17 protein-coding genes are annotated in these 18,584 nt (G+C 63.6%); 8 read left to right on the top strand and 9 right to left on the bottom strand.

Annotated elements, in window-relative coordinates:
- Positions 1-32 precede the first annotated feature (32 nt).
- Both ACX3OZ_RS13620 and ACX3OZ_RS13615 read left to right on the top strand, forming a co-directional pair.
- Complete coding sequence (locus tag ACX3OZ_RS13620; RefSeq protein ID WP_459104682.1) at positions 33-1,040, top strand: LLM class flavin-dependent oxidoreductase; 1,008 nt, start codon at positions 33-35, stop codon at positions 1,038-1,040.
- Positions 1,041-1,341: 301 nt separating this feature from the next.
- Positions 1,342-2,517: a GGDEF domain-containing protein gene (locus ACX3OZ_RS13615; RefSeq protein ID WP_459104681.1), complete on the top strand. Its 1,176-nt coding sequence runs from the start codon at positions 1,342-1,344 to the stop codon at positions 2,515-2,517.
- Here the strand turns inward: ACX3OZ_RS13615 and ACX3OZ_RS13610 are convergent.
- The 3 genes from ACX3OZ_RS13610 to argC form a co-directional block, all read right to left on the bottom strand.
- On the bottom strand, positions 2,514-2,903 hold the full coding sequence (locus tag ACX3OZ_RS13610) for a RidA family protein (RefSeq protein ID WP_459104680.1): 390 nt from the start codon (positions 2,901-2,903) through the stop codon (positions 2,514-2,516). The genes ACX3OZ_RS13615 and ACX3OZ_RS13610 overlap by 4 nt on opposite strands.
- Positions 2,904-2,983: 80 nt before the next feature.
- Complete coding sequence (gene leuD, locus ACX3OZ_RS13605; RefSeq protein ID WP_459094000.1) at positions 2,984-3,589, bottom strand: 3-isopropylmalate dehydratase small subunit; 606 nt, start codon at positions 3,587-3,589, stop codon at positions 2,984-2,986.
- Positions 3,590-3,684: 95 nt separating this feature from the next.
- A complete protein-coding gene (gene argC / locus ACX3OZ_RS13600; protein WP_459094001.1) occupies positions 3,685-4,635 on the bottom strand; it encodes an N-acetyl-gamma-glutamyl-phosphate reductase in 951 nt (316 codons plus the stop codon).
- A 131-nt stretch (positions 4,636-4,766) separates the two neighbouring features.
- Here argC and deoD point away from each other — a divergent pair, with 131 nt between their 5' ends.
- From deoD to ACX3OZ_RS13580, 4 genes are all read left to right on the top strand, one after another.
- Positions 4,767-5,480 (top strand): purine-nucleoside phosphorylase, encoded by a 714-nt coding sequence (gene deoD / locus ACX3OZ_RS13595; protein WP_459094002.1) that lies wholly within the window; start codon positions 4,767-4,769, stop codon positions 5,478-5,480.
- Positions 5,481-5,501: 21 nt separating this feature from the next.
- Positions 5,502-6,125 carry a hypothetical protein gene (locus tag ACX3OZ_RS13590; RefSeq protein WP_459094003.1) on the top strand — a complete coding sequence of 208 codons (624 nt, stop codon included), beginning with the start codon at positions 5,502-5,504 and terminating at the stop codon, positions 6,123-6,125.
- A 71-nt stretch (positions 6,126-6,196) separates the two neighbouring features.
- Positions 6,197-6,487 carry a hypothetical protein gene (locus tag ACX3OZ_RS13585; protein WP_459094004.1) on the top strand — a complete coding sequence of 97 codons (291 nt, stop codon included), beginning with the start codon at positions 6,197-6,199 and terminating at the stop codon, positions 6,485-6,487.
- Between the two features lie 117 nt (positions 6,488-6,604).
- Positions 6,605-7,246 (top strand): CPBP family glutamic-type intramembrane protease, encoded by a 642-nt coding sequence (locus ACX3OZ_RS13580; RefSeq protein ID WP_459104679.1) that lies wholly within the window; start codon positions 6,605-6,607, stop codon positions 7,244-7,246.
- Positions 7,247-7,248: 2 nt separating this feature from the next.
- Here ACX3OZ_RS13580 and ACX3OZ_RS13575 read toward each other — a convergent pair whose 3' ends face one another.
- The gene (locus tag ACX3OZ_RS13575) at positions 7,249-7,632 is read right to left on the bottom strand and encodes a hypothetical protein (protein WP_459094006.1); all 384 of its coding nucleotides are present in this window, start codon (positions 7,630-7,632) and stop codon (positions 7,249-7,251) included.
- Between the two features lie 178 nt (positions 7,633-7,810).
- Here ACX3OZ_RS13575 and ACX3OZ_RS13570 point away from each other — a divergent pair, with 178 nt between their 5' ends.
- On the top strand, positions 7,811-9,076 hold the full coding sequence (locus ACX3OZ_RS13570) for a Glu/Leu/Phe/Val family dehydrogenase (RefSeq protein WP_459094007.1): 1,266 nt from the start codon (positions 7,811-7,813) through the stop codon (positions 9,074-9,076).
- Positions 9,077-9,135: 59 nt separating this feature from the next.
- Here the strand turns inward: ACX3OZ_RS13570 and ACX3OZ_RS13565 are convergent, their stop codons facing one another.
- Positions 9,136-12,393, bottom strand: coding sequence for a S41 family peptidase (locus ACX3OZ_RS13565; RefSeq protein ID WP_459104678.1), 3,258 nt, complete (start codon positions 12,391-12,393; stop codon positions 9,136-9,138).
- A gap of 182 nt (positions 12,394-12,575) precedes the next feature.
- Between ACX3OZ_RS13565 and leuB the strand changes: the two genes are divergently transcribed.
- A complete protein-coding gene (gene leuB / locus ACX3OZ_RS13560; RefSeq protein WP_459094009.1) occupies positions 12,576-13,676 on the top strand; it encodes a 3-isopropylmalate dehydrogenase in 1,101 nt (366 codons plus the stop codon).
- Between the two features lie 256 nt (positions 13,677-13,932).
- On the opposite strand, the gene rpsP is transcribed toward leuB, so the two are convergent.
- The 4 genes from rpsP to ACX3OZ_RS13540 form a co-directional block, all read right to left on the bottom strand.
- Entirely contained in the window at positions 13,933-14,334 is a 402-nt protein-coding gene (gene rpsP, locus ACX3OZ_RS13555) for a 30S ribosomal protein S16 (RefSeq protein ID WP_459094010.1), read from the bottom strand.
- Between the two features lie 33 nt (positions 14,335-14,367).
- Positions 14,368-15,948, bottom strand: coding sequence for a signal recognition particle protein (gene ffh, locus ACX3OZ_RS13550; RefSeq protein WP_459104677.1), 1,581 nt, complete (start codon positions 15,946-15,948; stop codon positions 14,368-14,370).
- 328 nt (positions 15,949-16,276) lie between these two features.
- Complete coding sequence (locus ACX3OZ_RS13545) at positions 16,277-17,491, bottom strand: GNAT family N-acetyltransferase (protein WP_459104676.1); 1,215 nt, start codon at positions 17,489-17,491, stop codon at positions 16,277-16,279.
- Complete coding sequence (locus ACX3OZ_RS13540; protein ID WP_459104675.1) at positions 17,488-18,447, bottom strand: hypothetical protein; 960 nt, start codon at positions 18,445-18,447, stop codon at positions 17,488-17,490. The genes ACX3OZ_RS13545 and ACX3OZ_RS13540 overlap by 4 nt, the downstream gene beginning before the upstream one ends.
- Positions 18,448-18,584 lie beyond the last annotated feature (137 nt).

The raw sequence follows: 18,584 nt of genomic DNA, 5'->3' as shown, positions 1-18,584 counted from the left end.
GAACGCCGCGATTGCTCCAAAAGGAAATTGCCATGGCCGCCCAATTTGCCCTGTCGCTGCAGGACCTCGCCCCGATTGCCGAAGGCACCACCACCGCCCAGGCGATGGCTGAAACCATTCTGCTGGCGCAGGAAGCTGACCGGCTGGGCTATCAGCGGCTGTGGTATGCCGAGCATCACGGCATGCCCTCCATTGCCTCGTCAGTGCCGGAAATCCTCATCGGCAGCGCCGCTGCCCATACCAAAAACCTGCGCATCGGCGCCGGTGGCGTCATGCTGCTCAACCATGCGCCGCTGCGCATCGCCGAGGCCTATCGGACGCTGGAAGGGCTGTTTCCCGGCCGTATCGATCTCGGCCTCGGGCGCGCGCCGGGTGGCGATGGCTATGCCATGCGCGCCTTGCGCAGTGGCGGCGGCGAGGAATTTACCGCCTATCTGGCCGAGCTGATGGCGTTTGACGAAGACAGTTTTCCGCCCGAGCATCCCTATTCGCGGGTGCCGGTGTCGCCGGGCGGGGTGCGTCTGCCGCCGATGTGGCTGCTCGGCTCGTCGGGCGCCAGTGCCCAGGCGGCCGGACAATTGGGCATGGGCTACGCCTTTGCCGCCCATTTCAGCCACACCCCGCCGGCCCCGGCCTTTGAAGCCTATCGCTATGGCTTCATGGCGAGCGACGCCTTTCCCAAGCCCAAAACCATGCTCTGTGTCTCGGCCATCTGCGCGCCGACCGACGAGGAGGCGCAATATCTGTCGCATTCGCAGGCGGTGAGCTGGGCGCTGTTCACCACCGGCGAGCAGCGCAAGCTGATGGCCCCCGAAGAGGCCCATGCAAGGGTGCTGACCGCGCAGCAGCAAAATGTCATCGATCACCAGTCGACGCTGTGGATTGTCGGCTCGCCCGAAACGGTGCGCGACGCGATTGCGGAAAAGGCGGAAGCCTGTGAGGCCGACGAGGTGATGATCACCACGACGGTGCATAGCTATGAACTGCGTCGGCGCAGCTATGCGCTGATCGCCGAGGCGTTTGGGGTGGCGGGGCGCTAGGCGCCCACCGTGTCACCCCGCTTGGCATTGTTGTTGCAGTCGACACCCTCCCCCTTGCGGGGAGGGATCAAGGGTGGGGTGGTTTGGCCCGGACATCGGGGCTCTCGCACCCCCTCCCGGCTCGATCACGGACTTAGCAAGGGCTAAGTCCTATCTCGCTCTCCCTCCCCGCAAGGGGGAGGGTGGCAGACTGATCGCGCAGTGACTTATCGCTCAGTCGCCCCACAAACTCCCGCCCTGTTAACGTCTCGTTTTGCCCCTGAACACTAGGATCGGCGCCATCTGACCACGGACTGGTTTTATGAGTGCCGCAGCCTTCGTGCTTGCCATTAATCTTTTTGTTGCCGGCATCTTTGCCACCGCCTTCGGCGTCGTGGCAGCCTATCAGCGCTCGGCCATCGGGGCGCGCTGGCTGGCGTTTTCCTATGGCTTCGGCGCCCTTTACATGGTGCTCGAATTCATCCTGCCCTATCAGGATGACCATCGCCTGGTCAGCTTTGGCATTTTCGCAGTCTTCCTGATCGCGCTGGCCAGTGGCGTGATCGGTCTCGCCCATCATTATCGGCTGGTTCCGCCCTGGCGGCCGCTGCTGGCCCTGATCGGCGCATCGCTCCTGCTCAACCTCTCGATTCTCGACATGGAGCGCGAAAGCGCCCTGCGCAATTTGCTCTACCAGCTGCCGTATTTCCTGGTGCAGGTGGTGGGCATTGCCGTACTCAGCCGGCTGCCCAAAAAACGCGCGCTCGATATCGCCCTGTTCTGCCTTTACCTCGGCGTGGCGCTGCACTTCCTGGCCAAGCCGATCATGGCGATGGCGATCGGCTCCGGGGCCGCGCCGCAAGACTATCTGGCGTCCAACTATGCCGCCTATTCGCAGACGCTGGGGGCCGTGCTGCTCATTACCAACGGCCTGCTGACTCTGCTGATCATTGTCCGTGACGTCATGGCCGAAATGACCGCGCGGTCGGAAACCGACACGCTATCGGGCCTGTTCAACCGGCGTGGCTTCGAGGAACGCGCCAGCCGGCTGCTGCGCCGCGGCACGCCCGGCGCCATGGTGGTGGCCGACCTCGACCACTTCAAGACGATCAATGACAGTTTTGGCCACGAGGCCGGCGACCTTGTGATCACCGCCTTTGGCAATGTGCTGACCGCCACCGCCGATACGCGCGCCGTGGTCGGCCGGCTCGGCGGCGAGGAATTTGCCGTGTTCATGCCCGGCGCCAATCTGGCGATGGCGCGGCTTTATGCCGAGGGGGTGCGCAACGGCTTTACCGGATTGTCGCTGGCCCATCTCGGCAGCAACCGCCAGGCCAGCGCCAGTTTCGGCGTGGCCCAGCTGGTGCCGGGCGACAGCCTGTCGGACCTGCTGCGGCGGGCCGACGCCGCCCTGTACCACGCCAAGGCCAATGGCCGTGACCGGGTGTCGACGGGTGATGAAGCGGCGCTGACTCGGACGAGTGGGTTGTCGGCCTAGGAGTTGGCGGCGCCGATGCGGGCGGTGACTTCGATTTCGATTTTCATGCCGGCTTCGATCATCTGCACGATCAGCATCGAGGCGGCGGGGCGGATGTCCTTGAACACCGGACCGACGGCCTTCACCACCGCGTCGACGTCAGCGCGGTCGCCGACATAATACACCACGCGCACGGTGTCCTGAATGGACGAGCCGGCTTCGCGCAGCGCCTTGTCGATGGTGGCCAGCGCATTGGCCGCCTGCTGGCCGATATCGTCGGGCATGGTCATGGTGGCGTAATCATAGCCGGTGGTGCCCGAGACATAGACGGTATCGTCATGCCGCACGGCGCGGGAATAGCCGAAGGTGGCTTCAAAGGGGGAACCGGTGGAAACGCGCTGCACCATGATGGGGCCTTTTGGGGGTGGGTGGTTTCGGGAATGAAAAAACCCCGCCAGCTGAACTGGCGGGGTTGATTGGGACAGGCTTAGAGCCAGGGCCGGTCGGTGGCCATCTGGCCTTCAAAGGCCGAGATGGACGGATCGGACTTCAGCGTGCCGGCGATATCGTCGAGGCCTTCGAGCAGGATCTGCTTGCGGCTCGGATCGATATCGAAATGGATGGTGCCGCCATCCGGACCCTTGACGGTCTGGCTTTCCAGATCGACGGTCAGCGTGGCGTTGGAGCCGCGCTCGGCATCGTCCAGCAGCAGCTTGAGCTGCTCGGGGGTAACGACCAGCGGCAGAATGCCGTTCTTGAAGCAGTTATTGTAGAAGATGTCGGCGAAGCTGGTGGAGATGACGCAGCGCACGCCGAAATCGAGCAGCGCCCAGGGGGCATGCTCGCGGCTGGAACCGCAGCCGAAATTGTCGCCGGCCACGATGATGGTGGCATTGCGATAGCCCGGCTTGTTCAGCACGAAATCGGGATTTTCCGTGCCATCTTCATGATAGCGCATCTCGGAAAACAGCGCCGTCCCCAGACCCGTCCGCTTGATGGTCTTGAGATACTGCTTGGGGATGATCATGTCGGTGTCGATATTGATGATCGGCAGGGGTGCCGCGACACCGGTCAGGGTGGTGAACTTGTCCATGGCTGGAAAACCTCGCTTTGGCCGGTTCATCGCGCATAAGCAGGCGCGGGGTCAAGTCGGGAAGACGGGAAAGCGTTCGGCTCGCCCCCCGGCGGCTATGCCGCCAGGCTTTCCTTGGCGTCGACGCCGAGCATCAGATTGAGGTTCTGCACGGCGGCGCCGGAGGCGCCCTTGCCTAGATTGTCATAGACCGCCACCAGCAAGGCCTGGGCCAGGCTGTCATTGGCGAAGACGTAGAGCGTCAGCTGGTTGGTGCCGTTATTGGTTTGCGGATCGAGGGCCTCGACGCGGCCAGTCGCCTCGAAAGGCGCGACGGTGACGAAGCTGTCGGGGATGGCGGCATAGTGATCGGCCAAAGCCGCGTGGAGCTGTTTTCCGGTCGGCACGCTGGCGAGATCACCGAGCTGCAGCGGCACGAAACTGGCCATGCCCTGCGCGAAATCGCCCACACTGGGGACGAAGAGCGGCGCGTGGGTCAGCTTGGGATAGGCCGTCATTTCCGGCACATGCTTGTGATTGAACATCAAGCCATAGGGCATGAAGTGGCTGGCCGAGGGGCCGGCGGCTTCGTAGTCGGCGATCATCGCCTTGCCACCGCCGCTATAGCCGCTGATGCCGTTATAGGTGAGCCGGCTATCGGCCGGCAGCAGGCCAGCCTCGACCAGCGGGCGGATATTGGCGATCAGGCCCTGCGGCCAGCAACCCGGATTGGAGACGAAGCGGGCGGCGGCAATGGCCGCGCTCTGGCGCTGGTCCATTTCGGCAAAGCCATAGGTCCAGTCCGGATCGACGCGATAGGCGGTGGAGGCGTCGATGACGCGCGTGGTGCCATTGGTGATCAGGCTGACGCTTTCCTTGGCCGCATCATCGGGCAGGCACAGGATCGCCACATCGGCCGCATTGAGCAGCCGCTGGCGTTCGTCCTGATCCTTGCGCTTGTCGGCGGCGATGGAGAGCACCTCCAGGTCGCGCCGGCCGGCCAGGCGCTCGCGGATCTGCAGACCCGTGGTTCCGGCTTCCCCGTCGATGAAAATCTTGGCAACCATTGCGTCACTCCATTGCTGGAAACGTAGATGGACCGCAGGCAAGGCAAGGTCAAGGCATCAGCCGTCTGTTGTCATTGGCGAGCGGCAATGCCATTGATTTGACCAACTGGACAAAAACCGAGGAGATCAAGATGACCCCCCATAACCACGCCAAGCAGGGTGACTATGCCGAGGCCGTGTTGCTGCCGGGCGACCCGCTGCGCGCCAAGTGGATTGCCGAGAATTTTCTCGATGACGCCAAGCTGGTCAATTCGGTGCGCAATTGCCTGGGCTATACCGGGACCTACAAGGGCAAGAAGGTTTCGGTGCAGGCCACCGGCATGGGGCAGCCCTCGCTGTCGATCTATGTGCATGAGCTGATCAACGTCTATGGGCTCAAGACGCTGATCCGCGTCGGCACCTGCGGCGGGCTCAATGCCAAGGTCAAGGTGCGCGATCTGGTGCTGGCGCAGGCCGCCACCACCGACAGCGCCATCGTGCGCGACCGCTTCGGGCCATATAATTTCGCCCCGATCGCCGATTTCGGTCTGCTGCGCTCTGCCGCCAACAAGGCCGAAGAAAAGGGCATGCGCTTCCATGCCGGCAATATGCTGAGCAGCGATATTTTCTATCATGCCGAGCCGGGGCTGGAAGGCTATGGCGCCCTGCCCGCGCACGGCATTATCGGCGTCGAAATGGAAGCCGCGGCGCTCTATACTCTGGCGGCGCGCTTTGGCGTCAAGGCGCTGACCATCTGCACCATGACCGACTGCCTGATCACCAAGGAAGAGATCGACGCCAATGAGCGCCAGACCTCGCTCAAGGAAATGGTGACGCTGGCGTTGGACGTGGCCATCGAGGCTTAAGGCGCCGTCAGGAGGCCTGCCATGAGCGTGCTCGACAAACTTTCAGGGGCTCTCGACCGTCGCGACGAAGGGCCCAATGTCGAACTGGCCGCTGCCATCGCGGCCTCCGGCGACAGCGCGGCTGTCGCCGAACTGGCCGGGGCGGTGCGCTCCGGCTCGGCCCGGCAGGCCAATGACGCGCTCAAGGTGCTGTATGAAATCGGCGCCAGACGGCCCGAGCTGATCGGGGGCGAATGCCCGGTTTTCATCGACGCGCTCAAAAGCGCCAATAATCGCACGGTATGGGGCGCCATGACGGCGCTCGACGCCGTGGCCGAGCAACGCGCCGAGGCGCTGGTGGCCGACTTGCCGGCCATCATCGAGGCCGCCGATCGGGGCTCGGTGATCGCCAAGGACCATTGCAACTCGATCCTGATCAAGCTGGCCCGCGCCGGCTATGGCGACAAGGTGGTGCCGATCCTGCTTGAACGGCTCAAGCATGCCGCGCCCAACCAGTTTCCGAGCTATGCCGAGGCCATGGCCCCGGTGATTCCGCCTGCGGAACACCCGGGATTTGTGGCTTTGCTTACCGGGCGGCTGGGCAAGATCGTGCAGGACAGCAAGCGCCAGCGGGTGGAAAAGCTGCTGCGCAAACTTAATGGTTAACCTCTAGCCGGAACCTGTGGGGCTCAGCTATCGTTGCGCTTGTGAGCAGCATCCATGGCGGGGAGGCCAGCATGACCCGAAACCACACACTGACACGACACCGCGACATCCAGAACTGGGTGACCGACCGACACGGCATTCCGGCGATTGCCCGGGTGCGCAACCGGTTCGGGGAAGAACGGGCGTTGCTCAAGCTGAGCTTCCAGAAGCCCGACAAGGCGCAGATGGAAAGCCAGGATGACGGCATGAGCCCCTGCTCGTGGACGGCCTGGCTGGCCGAACTCGACCGCCAGCATCTGGCGCTCAAGGTTGATCCCGTGGCCGATGATTTCGAGCTGGTGACGCGCCGCGACATGCATTAGCGCCGCTGAAGCGTAGCGATTATGGGTGGGAGAACGCCCTGCCCGCCGTAAGCGCCATTGCTCCAGCCGCCATCTTCTGACTCAATGCCGGCGATTGTCCGCAGCCGCCGAGCCTTTATGAGCCGTTCCCAGATCGCCCTCGTCCTGCATGCCATGGCGCTGATTGCCGCCATGGTGCTCATCGTACCGGCGCTGACCCTGCAACTGGGCGGCCTGAGCGGGTTCCTGCTGACCCTGGTGATCTATTGGCTCGGCTTCTGCCTGCCGGTCATCTTCTGGCATGCCTGGAAACGTCATGACGGAAGGCTGTTTTCGGAGCGGCTGGCCTGGCGCGACTGGTTCGTGCCGGGCTTGCTGCTGATCCAAGTTGGGATTGTCGCGCTGGTGGCCTTTGTGCCCAACACCGCGCTGCTGACCACGCATGGGGCGATGCTCGCCACCCTGATCGGGGTGATCAATGGACCCTTGGAGGAAGCGGCCTGGCGCGGCGGGTTTCTCACCCGCTTTGCCGAGCGGCGACGGCTGGGCTTCTGGCTGAGCTGGGTCCTGTTCAGCGCCTGGCATGTGCCGCTGCTGCTCAGTCATGGCCTGATTTTTGATGGTGGCGCACTGGCGCTGGTCGGCGGCGCGGCGGCATTGGCGCTGCTGTGGAGCTGGATCGCCTGGCGCAGCGGCTCGGTATTCTGGACCGCCATTGCCCATGCTTTGACCAATGTGCTGACCTTCTGGGTGCTGTTCGACAGCAATGGCTTTGTCTAACCCTACCAGCCGTAATCCAGCACGGTCAGCGTGCGCAGCCGCTCGCCATCGAGCCATTCGATGCTGGCATTGCGCTTCATGCCGATCAGCGCCGCGCCCACCGCCCCCAGAATCGTGACATTGCCTTTTTCGCCGAACGGACGATTGGGATAGCTCAGCCGACCCAGCCGCGTCAGCGGCTCGTCATCGAGGCGGAACATCACCCGATCCCCCATCGACACCCCGGCCTTGTCCCAGGGCGCGCAGACGGCGGCGCGGTTCAGCTCGCGTTCGAGATAGGCGGCGACATAGGGCAGCTGTTCGCAGGCCCGCTCGACCAGCGACGACACCCGGTCGTAGTCGTCCGCATTAATCAGCAGGTCGGGCAAGGCGGCGGAAGTCAGCACATGGGGTCTCATCGGGCAGCGAAACCATCTGCACGGCTAGCCCGTGCCCGGTCAATAGGCATATTGGACAGCAAAGCAGCATTTAATGTCAGCCTTATTGACCTAAGAAAGCCGCCGTGGCACACAATGCGCCCCATATTTGTGCATATTGCCCAAATTCCCGCGCAAAGGATCCGCCATGACCGACGACAACCTGCTTGATCGCGCCCTTGTCCGCCTCGAAGAGGCGGCCAGCCATCTCCAGATCGATCCGGATGTCATCGAGAAACTCAAATATCCGCGCGAGACCACCAAGACCCGCCTGCTGATCCGCATGGATGACGGCTCGCGCAAGTCGTTCCTGGCCTGGCGCTGCCGCTATGACGACACGCGCGGCCCCACCAAGGGCGGCATCCGTTTCCATCCCGACAGCACCATCGAGGAAGTCGAGACGCTGGCGTTCTGGATGACCTTCAAATGCGCCGTGATGAACCTGCCTTATGGCGGCGGCAAGGGCGCCGTGCGGGTTGATCCGCGCACGCTGTCGCGCACCGAGCTGGAGCGCCTGTCGCGCGCCTATATGCAGGCTTTCGCCTCCACCGTCGGTCCCGACCGCGATATTCCGGCGCCGGACGTCTATACCAATGCCATGATCATGGGCTGGATGGCCGACGAATATAACCAGATCACCGGCAGCGTGACGCCGGCCGTCATTACGGGCAAGCCAATCGCGCTGGGCGGTTCGCTTGGCCGCAATGACGCCACCGCGCGCGGCGGCTTCTATCTGGTGCGCCATCTGGCGAGCGAGCTGGGCCTCGCCCGTGACCACACCGTCGCCATTCAGGGCTTTGGCAATGCCGGGCAGTTTTATGCCCAGCTCTCGGCCGCCGACAACAACAAGATCGTTGCCGTCTCCGATTCCAATGGCGCCATTCACCGCCCCGCCGGGCTGGACGTCGCCAAGCTGATCGCCGGCAAGAATGCCGGCCGCCGGGTGACCGAAATGGCCGCCGAACTGGATGCCGCCATCATCCCCGCCGACGACCTGCTCGGCGTTGAAGTCGATCTGCTGGTGCCGGCGGCGCTGGAAGAAATGATCACCATCAACAATGCGGCCTCGATCAAGGCCAAGGTGATTCTGGAACTGGCCAATGGCCCGGTCACTGCCGAAGCCGACAAGGTCCTCGCCGATATGGGCGTGACCGTGCTGCCCGATATTCTGGCCAATGCCGGCGGCGTTACCGTCTCCTATTTCGAATGGGTGCAGAACCGCCAGGGCTTCTATTGGGACCTGGAAGAAATCCATTCGCGCCTGAAGAAGATGATGGAACGCGAAGGCCGCGAAGTCTGGACCATCGCCTGCGACCGCGGCGTCTCGGTTCGCTCGGCTGCCTATATCCATGCCCTTGGCCGTCTCGCCACCGCCATCGAGGCACATGGCACCCAGTCCTATTTCGCCGGCTGACCAGCCGCGACGCTCACTATGAAAAAGGCGCCCTTACGGGCGCCTTTTTTGTTGCCGGTTTACGGCAGTCGGCAATCGACGCCGTCGCCCAGCTCGTCCATCAGCGCGGCAATTGCCGCCTCGATTTGCGGGTCGGTATTGAAGCCCGCGCTATTGGGGCTGAACGGCACATGCAGTTCGGGCGCGATGACGTTGTTCTCGTAATAGCGGCCGTCCAGCCGCTTGTTGGGCAGCACCGGAATGCCATAGACGAGGCCGGGCACCACGGGGCTGGAGACATAATCCACCGCCGTGCCGGTATTGAGCACCGTGTCGCCCACCAGCTTGCCGATGCCGCTATCCTGATAGGCCTGGGGGAACACCGAGCCATCGGAATAGCCAAAACTGTCGACCACTACCGCGCTGGGCCAGACCCAGCGATTATTGGGCTCGATTTCGGTCGGGCCGCCCTCCAGCCCCAGCGTCGAATAGGCTTTGCCGCTCAGCAGGGTGATCAGCTCGCGGGTGAGATTACCCCCGCCATTGGAGCGCACATCGATCAAGGCTGCCTTGGCGATGCCGCGCTGGGCGGTGAGATTGCCCAGCAGGTCGAGATAGGACGCCGTGTCCATGCTCGGCACATATTGATAGGCGATGCAGCTGTTGGAGAGCCGCGCCACCATTTCGCGCCGCGCATCGATCAGCCGGGTCTTGGCCAGCGCCGTCTCCTCAAGCTGATCGATCGGCTTGACCGAATAGAAGCGCTCCTCCTGGGTTTCCCCATCATTGACCCCTACCAGAGCCGGACGGCCGACATTGAGCGCGAGCAGCCGGTCGAGCCCGCCGGCCTCCGGCACCGGATGGCCATTGATCGAGGTGATGATATCGCCCGGCGCGATATCGATGGCGCGGCGGTCGAGCGGACCGCCGGGCAGGATGGCGGCGACGCGACGGCCGGCGCCCTCATAGCCATGGTCCAGATAGACGCCCAGCGCGTCATTGGTGTTGCCAAGATCCTGCCGCTCGGCTTCGCGCCCGCGATAGCCGGTGAACATATGGGAGGCCGACAGCTCGCCATACATGGCCGAAATCAGCTCGCGCAATTCGCGGTCGCTGGCGATGGAGCCGAGATAATTGCGGTATTTTTCGCCGATCGCCGCCCAGTCGCGCCCCTCATGGCCGCTGTCGTAGTAACGGTATTCGACATCGGCCCAGGCCTGCTCGAAACCGGCCAGCCGCGCCGCATCGGCGTCACGCGCATAGAACAGATTGGAAGCGATGATGTCAGCCTGATCCGGCGCCGCCAGCGGGATGCGCCTGATGTGCCCGGCCAGCTTGGCGTCGAGCGCGCCCAGATCGGGCACATAGGTCAGCGCTTGCAGATCGGGCGCATCGAAACCGCCAATGGTGCTGACGCTGCCATCCACCAGGCTGACGACATTGATCGCGTAACTATCCTCATCGACCGCCGCTACCACCAGCAGGCTATTGAGATCGGGCAGCGGCTCGACCAGCCTGACGCCGTCAAGCCCATGGGTCAGCCGTCCTTCCAGCTGCTGCGGCCGGAAGCCGTCCAGCGCGTAGCGCCGGACCACCGGCGTGCCATCCTCGGCTTCGCCATAGGCGCCCCCCAGCCCCTCGACAGTATCGAGGAAATCCTGCCGCGCCTCTTCCGACAGGAAGATGCGGTAGAGCTCGGTGCCCTGGGCCCAAAGCTGGGCATCGCGCAGGCTGTAGAGCGAGGTGAGGCCGAGCACCTGGGTGCCGTCGAGGCTCCAGAAGCCGTTGTAAAGATTGGGCACCGCACCGATGGGCCGGGCCGGCGCGCTGCCATCGGCCGGCACGATGGCGACCCGGCGAATATCGCCGCCGCCAATGGCCCGCCAGTCGACCAGCAATTCCTCGGAACTGGGCGACCAGCTGAAGCCCAGATCGCCATCCTTATAGGTCGAATTATAGTCGGCCTCGCCGAACAGCTTTTGGACCGCGCCGCTCTCCAGATCGAGCACCTGGACCTCGCGACGGTCGGCGATGAAGGCGAGCTTGCGTCCATCGGGCGAAAAGGCCGGCTGATAGGCATTGCCGGTTTCGGGGCGATAGAGGGGGATTTCCTCATAGCGCGGCTCGAGCCCGCTATCGCCATCGGGCCGCAGGTCGACGCCATAAATGCCCCATTGATGGTCGCGCTGCGCGGCATAGGCCAGCATCGCCCCATCGGGGGAAAAGGCGATGTTATTTTCCGCGCCGGGCGTGGCGGTGAGCTGGCGGAAGGTGCCCGCCACATCCTGGATAAACACATCGGCATTGGCGATGAGCGCGAAATGCTCGCCATCGGGCGAGGAGGCAAATTCGCGGGTGCTGCCGGCATAGAAATTGTCCTGCCGGCTGGCGCGCTGCTCCAGCGTCAGCACCTCAATGGGCCGGGCCTCGCTCGCCGCGGCGGGCATGACATGGATGCGACCGCGATAGGCAAAAGCCAGCGTGCCGTTATCGGCCACCGACAGGTCGCGCACCGGGTCGCCTTCATAGTGGGTGAGCTGGACCTCCTCGCCCGAGGCGAGATCGAGCCGCCAGGCGTTGAGCCAGCCCGAGGCCTCGGAAAGATAATACAGCGCCGTGCCATCGGCGCTCCAGACCGGATTGTGCCGGTCAATGCCATCCACCGGGAACAGCGGTTGGTGGCTCCCGCTCACCTGATCATAGGTCCAGAGCTGGCGCGCATTGGCGGCGACGCGATGCTGGCGGTCTTCCGGATCGATGGAGGGATTGTAGCTATAGACCAGCCGCGTCTGCTCGCGGTTCCACTGCGCCTGCTCGGCCAGATTGGGCAGCACCAGCCCCTCGCGGCCACTGCCGATATCGACGGCATGCAGCTGTGGCTTGCCCGACAGGGCGCCCTGCACGCTCTGTTCGGCATCGCCCAACCGCAGCGCGGTATAAAGGATCGACTGCCCATCCGGCGCGAAACTGGTGGGGATCTCGCTGGCCGAAGACCAGGTCATGCGTTGCAGCGTGCCGGAAAAATCGGTCAGATAGACGTCGTCATCGCCATTGAGATCGGAGGCGAAAGCCAGCTTTTCCGAGTCGGGCGACCACAGCGCACCATGGCTATAGGTGCCGTTGGCGGTGAGCGGCACGGCCAGCCCACCCTCGGCATCCACCACGAAGATGCGGCCACGATAGGTGAAGCTCAGGGTTTCGCCATCGGGCGCAATCGCCGGATAGCGCACCCAGATCGGCATTTCGCCTAGCGCCAGCGCGCCGGCATCCTGCGCCAGTGCCGACGGCGAGGCCGCCAGGAGAGCCAAGAGGGAGATGGTGGCACGGCGCTTCAACATTTTCTAGGCTCTCCAACGCTTTAGTGGCGGGCAAACAAGCATTGCGGTCGTAAAGACTTGCTAAATCCGCCGCTAGAAAACTTCGATTTTTTCGGCCCATGCGCGTCCGGCTTGCGCAGCGCGTGAAAAAGACGCTATGTCGCCCTATCGAAGCGTAACCACCAGTACGGTAAGGACCGATCATGGCCACTCATTCCCTATTCCTGCTGCCGGGCGACGGCATCGGCCATGAAATCATGGTCGAAGTCGAAAAGCTGATCGCCTGGACCAATGCCGAGCAGCTCACCGATTTCTCGACCGATCGCGGCATGGCCGGCGGTACGGCCTATGATGCCCATCAGGTGGCGATCACCGATGAGGACGTGGCCAAGGCCAAGGCCGCCGATGCGGTGATCTTTGGCGCCGTGGGCGGCCCGAAATGGGATGACGTGCCCTATGAGCAGCGCCCCGAAGCCGCGCTGCTGCGCTTGCGCCAGGAACTGGGCGTGTTCGCCAATCTGCGTCCCGCCATCTGCTACCCGGCGCTGGCCGATGCCTCCTCGCTGAAGCGCGAGCTGGTCGAAGGCCTCGACATCCTGATCGTGCGCGAGCTGACCGGCGGCGTCTATTTCGGCGAGCCCAAGACCATTACAGAACTGGAGAATGGCCAGAAGCGCGCCATCGATACCCAGGTTTACGAAACCTACGAAATCGACCGCATCGCCCGCGTCGCCTTCGATCTGGCCCGCACCCGCAACAACAAGGTGCACTCGGCCGACAAGAAGAACGTGATGAGGTCCGGCGTGCTGTGGGACGAAGTGGTCAAGGGCGTCGCCAAGGACTATCCCGATGTCGAAATGCACCACATCCTGGCCGATAACGCGGCGATGCAGCTGGTGCGCAATCCCAAGCAGTTCGACGTGATGGTGACCGACAATCTGTTCGGCGACATCCTGTCGGACGTGGCCGCCATGCTGACCGGTTCGCTCGGCATGCTGCCCTCCGCCTCGCTCGGTGCGCCCGATCCGGTGACCGGCAAGCGCAAGGCCTTCTACGAGCCGGTACACGGCTCGGCCCCGGATATTACCGGCAAGGGCATTGCCAACCCGATCGCCATGATCGCTTCGGTGGCGATGGCGCTGCGCTACTCCTTCGGCCAGATCGAACTGGCGACGCGGATCGAAAACGCCATCTCGGCCGTGCTCAGCGACGGGCTGCGCACCGGCGATATCGCCCAGGACAATCGCAAGATTGTGGGCACGGAAGAGATGGGCGCAGCGATTTTGGCGAAGTTGAAGGCCTAAGACGCCGACTTACCACTGTCGTCACCACCGGGCTTGTCCCGGTGGTCCATCTGCCATCGCGCCAGCGGTGCGATGGATTGCCGGGACAAGCCCGGCAATGACGGTGGAATGGAGATCGTGGGCCACCTTGCGGCGGGGGCACGATCTCAGGATGGGTCCCGGCTCAAGGCCGGGATGACATCGAGTTTTGGGATGGATAAATAAAAAAGGCCCCGGCGCTTGCGCACCGGGGCTTTTGTGATTCAGCGGCCAAAACTTATTCGGCAGCGGTCTCTTCAGCGGCCGGAGCTTCCTTCGGCGCGTTCTTGGCTTCTTCGATGGCGGCAGCCTTGGCGGCCTTCTCTTCAGCGCGCTGGGTGGCCTTCTCGCCCGGCTTTGCCTTGTTCGGGTTGTTGCGTGCGTCGCGCTTGGTCAGACCGGCGGCGTCGAGGAAACGCAGCACGCGGTCGGTCGGCTGAGCGCCAACGCCGAGCCAATGCTTGGCGCGCTCGGTGTTCAGCACGATGCGGCCTTCATTGTCCTTGGCCAGCAGCGGATTGAAGGTGCCCAGCTTCTCGATGAAGCGGCCATCGCGGGGCGAACGGGCATCGGAGACGACGATGTGGTAGAATGGGCGCTTCTTGGTGCCACCACGGGCGAGACGGAGCTTGAGGGCCATTTTGGTATCCTTGAGTTGAGTTTGGTTGAACGACTATTTCTTCTTGCCCAGGCCGGGAAGGCCGGGGAAACGGGGAGCGCTGCCCAGACCGGGCAGACCCGATCCGGCGGATTTGAACAAAGCGCCGACATCGGTCGGCAGTTTTTCGGCCAGTTGCGGCTGGGCGCCGGGCAGGCCCTTGAGCTGGTTGGGGTCGATGCCGGCCTGACGCGCCATCTGCTCGAGCTGGGCCGGGTCCATCTTGGAGATGTCGGGCATGCCGCCCATCATCGAACCCATCTTGCCGCCGAACATGCCACCCAGGGCGCCCATGCCGCCCTTGGACACTTTCTTCATCATGTCCGCCATCTGACGGTGCTGCTTGGCCAGCTTGTTGATTTCGCTGACTTCCACACCCGCGCCGGCGGCGATGCGCTTGCGGCGGCTGGCATTGAGCAGGTCGGGCGCGGCCCGCTCTTTCTTGGTCATCGAATTGATGATGGCGATCTGCCGATCGAACACCTTCTCGTCGATGTTGGAATTAGCCATGGCTTTTTTCATCTGGCCAACGCCCGGCATCATGGACATCAGCCCGCCCATGCCGCCCATCTTCTTCATCTGCAACAGCTGGCCGCGCAGGTCGTCGAGGTCGAAGGAGCCCTTTTTGAGCTTCTTGGCCATCTTCTGGGCGTCTTCGGCCGAGACGTGTTCGGCGGCCTTTTCGACCAGCGAGACAATGTCGCCCATGCCCAGAATACGGTCGGCGATACGCGACGGATGGAAATCCTCCAGCGCATCCATTTTTTCGCCGACGCCGATCAGCTTGATCGGCTTGCCGGTGGCAGCACGCATCGACAGAGCCGCGCCACCACGGCCATCGCCGTCGACGCGGGTCAGCACGATGCCGGTGATATCGAGGCGGCCATCGAAGGAGCGCGCCACATTGATGGCGTCCTGGCCGGTCAACGCATCAACGACCAGGAGGATTTCATGCGGGTTGGCGATGTCCTTGATGGCGACCGTTTCGGCCATCAGCTCGTCGTCAATATGGGTGCGGCCGGCGGTGTCGAGGATCAGCACGTCATAGCCGCCGAGACGGCCTTCGCGCTCGGCGCGGCGGGCGATCTGCACCGGGGTTTCGGATGCGACGATGGGCAGCGTATCGACGCCGACCTGTTCACCCAGCACGCGCAGCTGCTCCATGGCAGCCGGACGGCGGGTATCGAGCGAGGCGAGCAGGACTTTCTTCTTGTTCCGCTCGCTCAGCCGCTTGGCGATCTTGGCCGTGGTAGTGGTCTTGCCCGAGCCTTGCAGGCCGACCATCAGCAGGGTGACGGGGGCCTTGGCATTGAGATCGATCGGCACGCTATCCGAGCCGAGCACGGCGATCAGCTCGTCATGGACGATCTTGACCACTTGCTGGCCCGGCGTCACCGAACGGGTGACCTCGGCGCCGACGGCGCGCTCACGCACCTGTTCGACGAAGGCGCGAACGACCTCGAGGGAGACGTCGGCCTCGATCAGCGCGCGGCGAATCTCGCGCATGGCGGCATCGACGTCGGCTGCACTGAGCGCGCCGCGACCGCGGATGCCATCAAAGATTTTGCCAAGCCGGTCGGAAAGGCTCTCGAACATATTTAATTTCCCTTTCGCTCACGGGCCGCACCGCTTCGCCACCGACGCGCTAAATCCGCGCTGGCGGCTTCGCTGGCCCTCCGCGGGGGCGCCAAATCATTGGCGGGGTCCTCGCTTCGCTCGTCCAGTGAGCCATATGGTATCCATCCACGCAAACGCCAAACCCACCCGCGGGCGCAACGCGCTGGCGGATGTTGGCCTCCGGGATCGGTTTATACCCTAGGGGGTCCCGGTCGGCTGGTCAGGAGCTTACGCCTGATGAATGGCGTGCGGTGTAGGGGAAGGCGGGGCGGGAGTCAAGAAAAACGGCAAAAGCGGGTGGCTGGCCCTACAAATTCCGCCCGGCGACGCGCAGCAGCAGGCTGCGCAGCCAGCGGGGCATGCCGAGCATGGCGGATTTGAGCGCCGGTCGCAGTCGCTTGTCCCAGATATTGAGCACCAGCACGCCGCGCGGGGTGACCGGCAGGGCATAGTCGGTCACGCTGATCACCTCGGTGGCCCAGGTCAGCTTGTAGGGCATCACCGGCACCATCAGATCGGCCCCGACCAGGCCGCGATCAGCGCATGCATGGATGACTTCACCCAGATGCAATTTGCCCGGACTGTCCTCGGAATGGCCGAAATCGCGGCTGGCGACGAAGGCATAATAGCGCTGCTGGTGCACAAAGCCCCACTGCTCGGCCAGCTTTTCGCCCCGATGCTGCAGCGACATCGCCAATAGCGTCAGATCGGGCCGCTCGGGCAGGCCGGTGCAGAATTCGGTGAAGGCATTATTGCTGAAGGCCCGCGAACTCAGCCCCTGCTCGCGCAGGCGATTGGCGCGACCGGACAGGGTCCGCTCGACCACGCCCAGCGTCTCGCCTGCATTGGCCGCGACATGGTGGGTCAGCGCGCCGTCGCGCTCCAGCCGGTTACGCTCATTGCGCATATTCTTGCGCGTCTTGGGCTTGATGGTCTGGAAATAGGCGTCGTAATCGGCAAAGTCGCTGAGCGCCACATAGGGCGCGCCCTGGGCGGCGCCGGTGACCAGGTGATTTTCCGGCATGGCCCGGGCCAGCTGACTATCGCTGCGCACCTTGAGGAAACTCACCGCATCGCAGGGGGCAGCCTTGATGGCGGCGCGCAGCAGCCGCGCCAGCGTCTCTTGCGGGTTGAGCCCGTCAGCGATCAGCACGTCCGAATATTGGCTGAAGGCATGGCCGAGCGGCGCCAGCACAATGCGCATCGGCGTGCGGATGCGCTCGAGCGGCAGCACCGCCACCAGCCGCTGCCCCTCGCTGAGCGTCACCACCACCGGATCGAAGGCCGCATTGCCCCGCGCTGCCTCGAAATCGAAGATTGCACGAGCCCAGCCGCTGCCCTGAAACAGCACGGCGCCGGCCACCTGGAGTTCCAATGCTGCCCATTGTTGGGCGATGGCGTCGAACGCCTCGCGGGTTTGCACCAATTCGATGTGCAGCCCATGACCCGGCGCGGAAACGCGATCGACGGCGTCGGGACGCCGTCGCTCTTCGCTCCAGGGAAGGGCCGTAAGCGCGCTCATTTGCTGAAGGAATAGCCTTCAATGTCGCGCACGCCTTCGGGGGCGCTCGGATCGACCTGGAAGTCGACCTTGTAGATTTTCTGCTTCTGCGGATTGAGCGGGGTGAATTTCACCAGCCCGGCCAGCGCCAGCTTGGAATAATAGCTCAGCCCCGTCACCTGTTGCGACAGGTTCTGCTTGCCGGTCCTGGCGCGCAGAATGCCATTGGCATAGTTGACGGCGTAGTGCTTGCGCAGCTCGTCGGTCCAGTGCTCGGTGGTGAAGGAGACGTTGAGCATCCCCTCATTGACCACGCGATGTGGCCCGTTGAGGGGCCAGTGGATCATCTTGCCGGCGTCGAGCACATGGGTCTCGGCATAGTCGTCATACCAGGGCTCATAGGGCATGTCGGTTTCGCGCAGCTGGCCCAGGATCAGCTTTTCCAGCGCCGGCTGGCTGATGAACGGCTTGGACGGCGGATAGACATAGAGCTTCTTGGTGCCGCGCACCTGCCACAGGCTCTGCCCCGGCACGTCGGAGTGATATTTTACCGACACATTGGGCGAGGAAATCAGGATGGTCAGGTTGCGCTTGTAGCTCTTGAAGCCGGGAACCCGTTCCTCGAATTCGCTGTAGAAACTATCGAGCAGCGCGCCATAGGCTGGATCGGTCTTGGCCGGGGCGGTGAGATTGACCCAGATATTGCCGGTCTTGATGACGTCGATGACCTGCTGGCCGGAGAGGCCCTTGATCTCGCCTTCGCGGCGCTTGGGCGGATTGCCCGGCGTCTTCTGCGAATAATTGACGTGGTAGGCCTCGCGCGGCGTGTTGTCGATCAACTGCGCCAGCGCCGCATCGGTGAACAGCGGCGAGCTGGCCAGGTTGTGGCTCAGCGCCAGCGAATGATTGCCGAACAGCGAGGGAAAATGAGGCTGCCAGTCCGTGATGATCTGGTCAGTCAGCATGGTCATGTTCATGGGCTGGGCTCCGAAAACGGTGGCAGCGAGGGATGATCCTCAACCTCTGTCAGGAGGCTAGCGCACAATCGGGCCTTTGGCGCGGCCAAGCTGGTCGCCTGGTTAAAGCGCCATGAAGCCGGAAACCCCCGCAAATC

The organism is Devosia sp. A369 (assembly GCF_054489345.1).
This window is presented reverse-complemented; position numbering and strand designations above follow the sequence as displayed.

What these genes read in the sequence shown, in the direction of transcription:
- ACX3OZ_RS13620 (WP_459104682.1), top strand. Translation starts at nt 33, where the DNA reads ATGGCCGCCCAATTTGCCCTGTCGCTGCAGGACCTCGCCCCGATTGCC.
- ACX3OZ_RS13615 (WP_459104681.1), top strand. Translation starts at nt 1,342, where the DNA reads ATGAGTGCCGCAGCCTTCGTGCTTGCCATTAATCTTTTTGTTGCCGGC.
- ACX3OZ_RS13610 (WP_459104680.1), bottom strand. Translation starts at nt 2,903, where the DNA reads ATGGTGCAGCGCGTTTCCACCGGTTCCCCCTTTGAAGCCACCTTCGGC.
- leuD (WP_459094000.1), bottom strand. Translation starts at nt 3,589, where the DNA reads ATGGACAAGTTCACCACCCTGACCGGTGTCGCGGCACCCCTGCCGATC.
- argC (WP_459094001.1), bottom strand. Translation starts at nt 4,635, where the DNA reads ATGGTTGCCAAGATTTTCATCGACGGGGAAGCCGGAACCACGGGTCTG.
- deoD (WP_459094002.1), top strand. Translation starts at nt 4,767, where the DNA reads ATGACCCCCCATAACCACGCCAAGCAGGGTGACTATGCCGAGGCCGTG.
- ACX3OZ_RS13590 (WP_459094003.1), top strand. Translation starts at nt 5,502, where the DNA reads ATGAGCGTGCTCGACAAACTTTCAGGGGCTCTCGACCGTCGCGACGAA.
- ACX3OZ_RS13585 (WP_459094004.1), top strand. Translation starts at nt 6,197, where the DNA reads ATGACCCGAAACCACACACTGACACGACACCGCGACATCCAGAACTGG.
- ACX3OZ_RS13580 (WP_459104679.1), top strand. Translation starts at nt 6,605, where the DNA reads ATGAGCCGTTCCCAGATCGCCCTCGTCCTGCATGCCATGGCGCTGATT.
- ACX3OZ_RS13570 (WP_459094007.1), top strand. Translation starts at nt 7,811, where the DNA reads ATGACCGACGACAACCTGCTTGATCGCGCCCTTGTCCGCCTCGAAGAG.
- ACX3OZ_RS13565 (WP_459104678.1), bottom strand. Translation starts at nt 12,393, where the DNA reads ATGTTGAAGCGCCGTGCCACCATCTCCCTCTTGGCTCTCCTGGCGGCC.
- leuB (WP_459094009.1), top strand. Translation starts at nt 12,576, where the DNA reads ATGGCCACTCATTCCCTATTCCTGCTGCCGGGCGACGGCATCGGCCAT.
- rpsP (WP_459094010.1), bottom strand. Translation starts at nt 14,334, where the DNA reads ATGGCCCTCAAGCTCCGTCTCGCCCGTGGTGGCACCAAGAAGCGCCCA.
- ffh (WP_459104677.1), bottom strand. Translation starts at nt 15,948, where the DNA reads ATGTTCGAGAGCCTTTCCGACCGGCTTGGCAAAATCTTTGATGGCATC.
- ACX3OZ_RS13545 (WP_459104676.1), bottom strand. Translation starts at nt 17,491, where the DNA reads ATGAGCGCGCTTACGGCCCTTCCCTGGAGCGAAGAGCGACGGCGTCCC.
- ACX3OZ_RS13540 (WP_459104675.1), bottom strand. Translation starts at nt 18,447, where the DNA reads ATGAACATGACCATGCTGACTGACCAGATCATCACGGACTGGCAGCCT.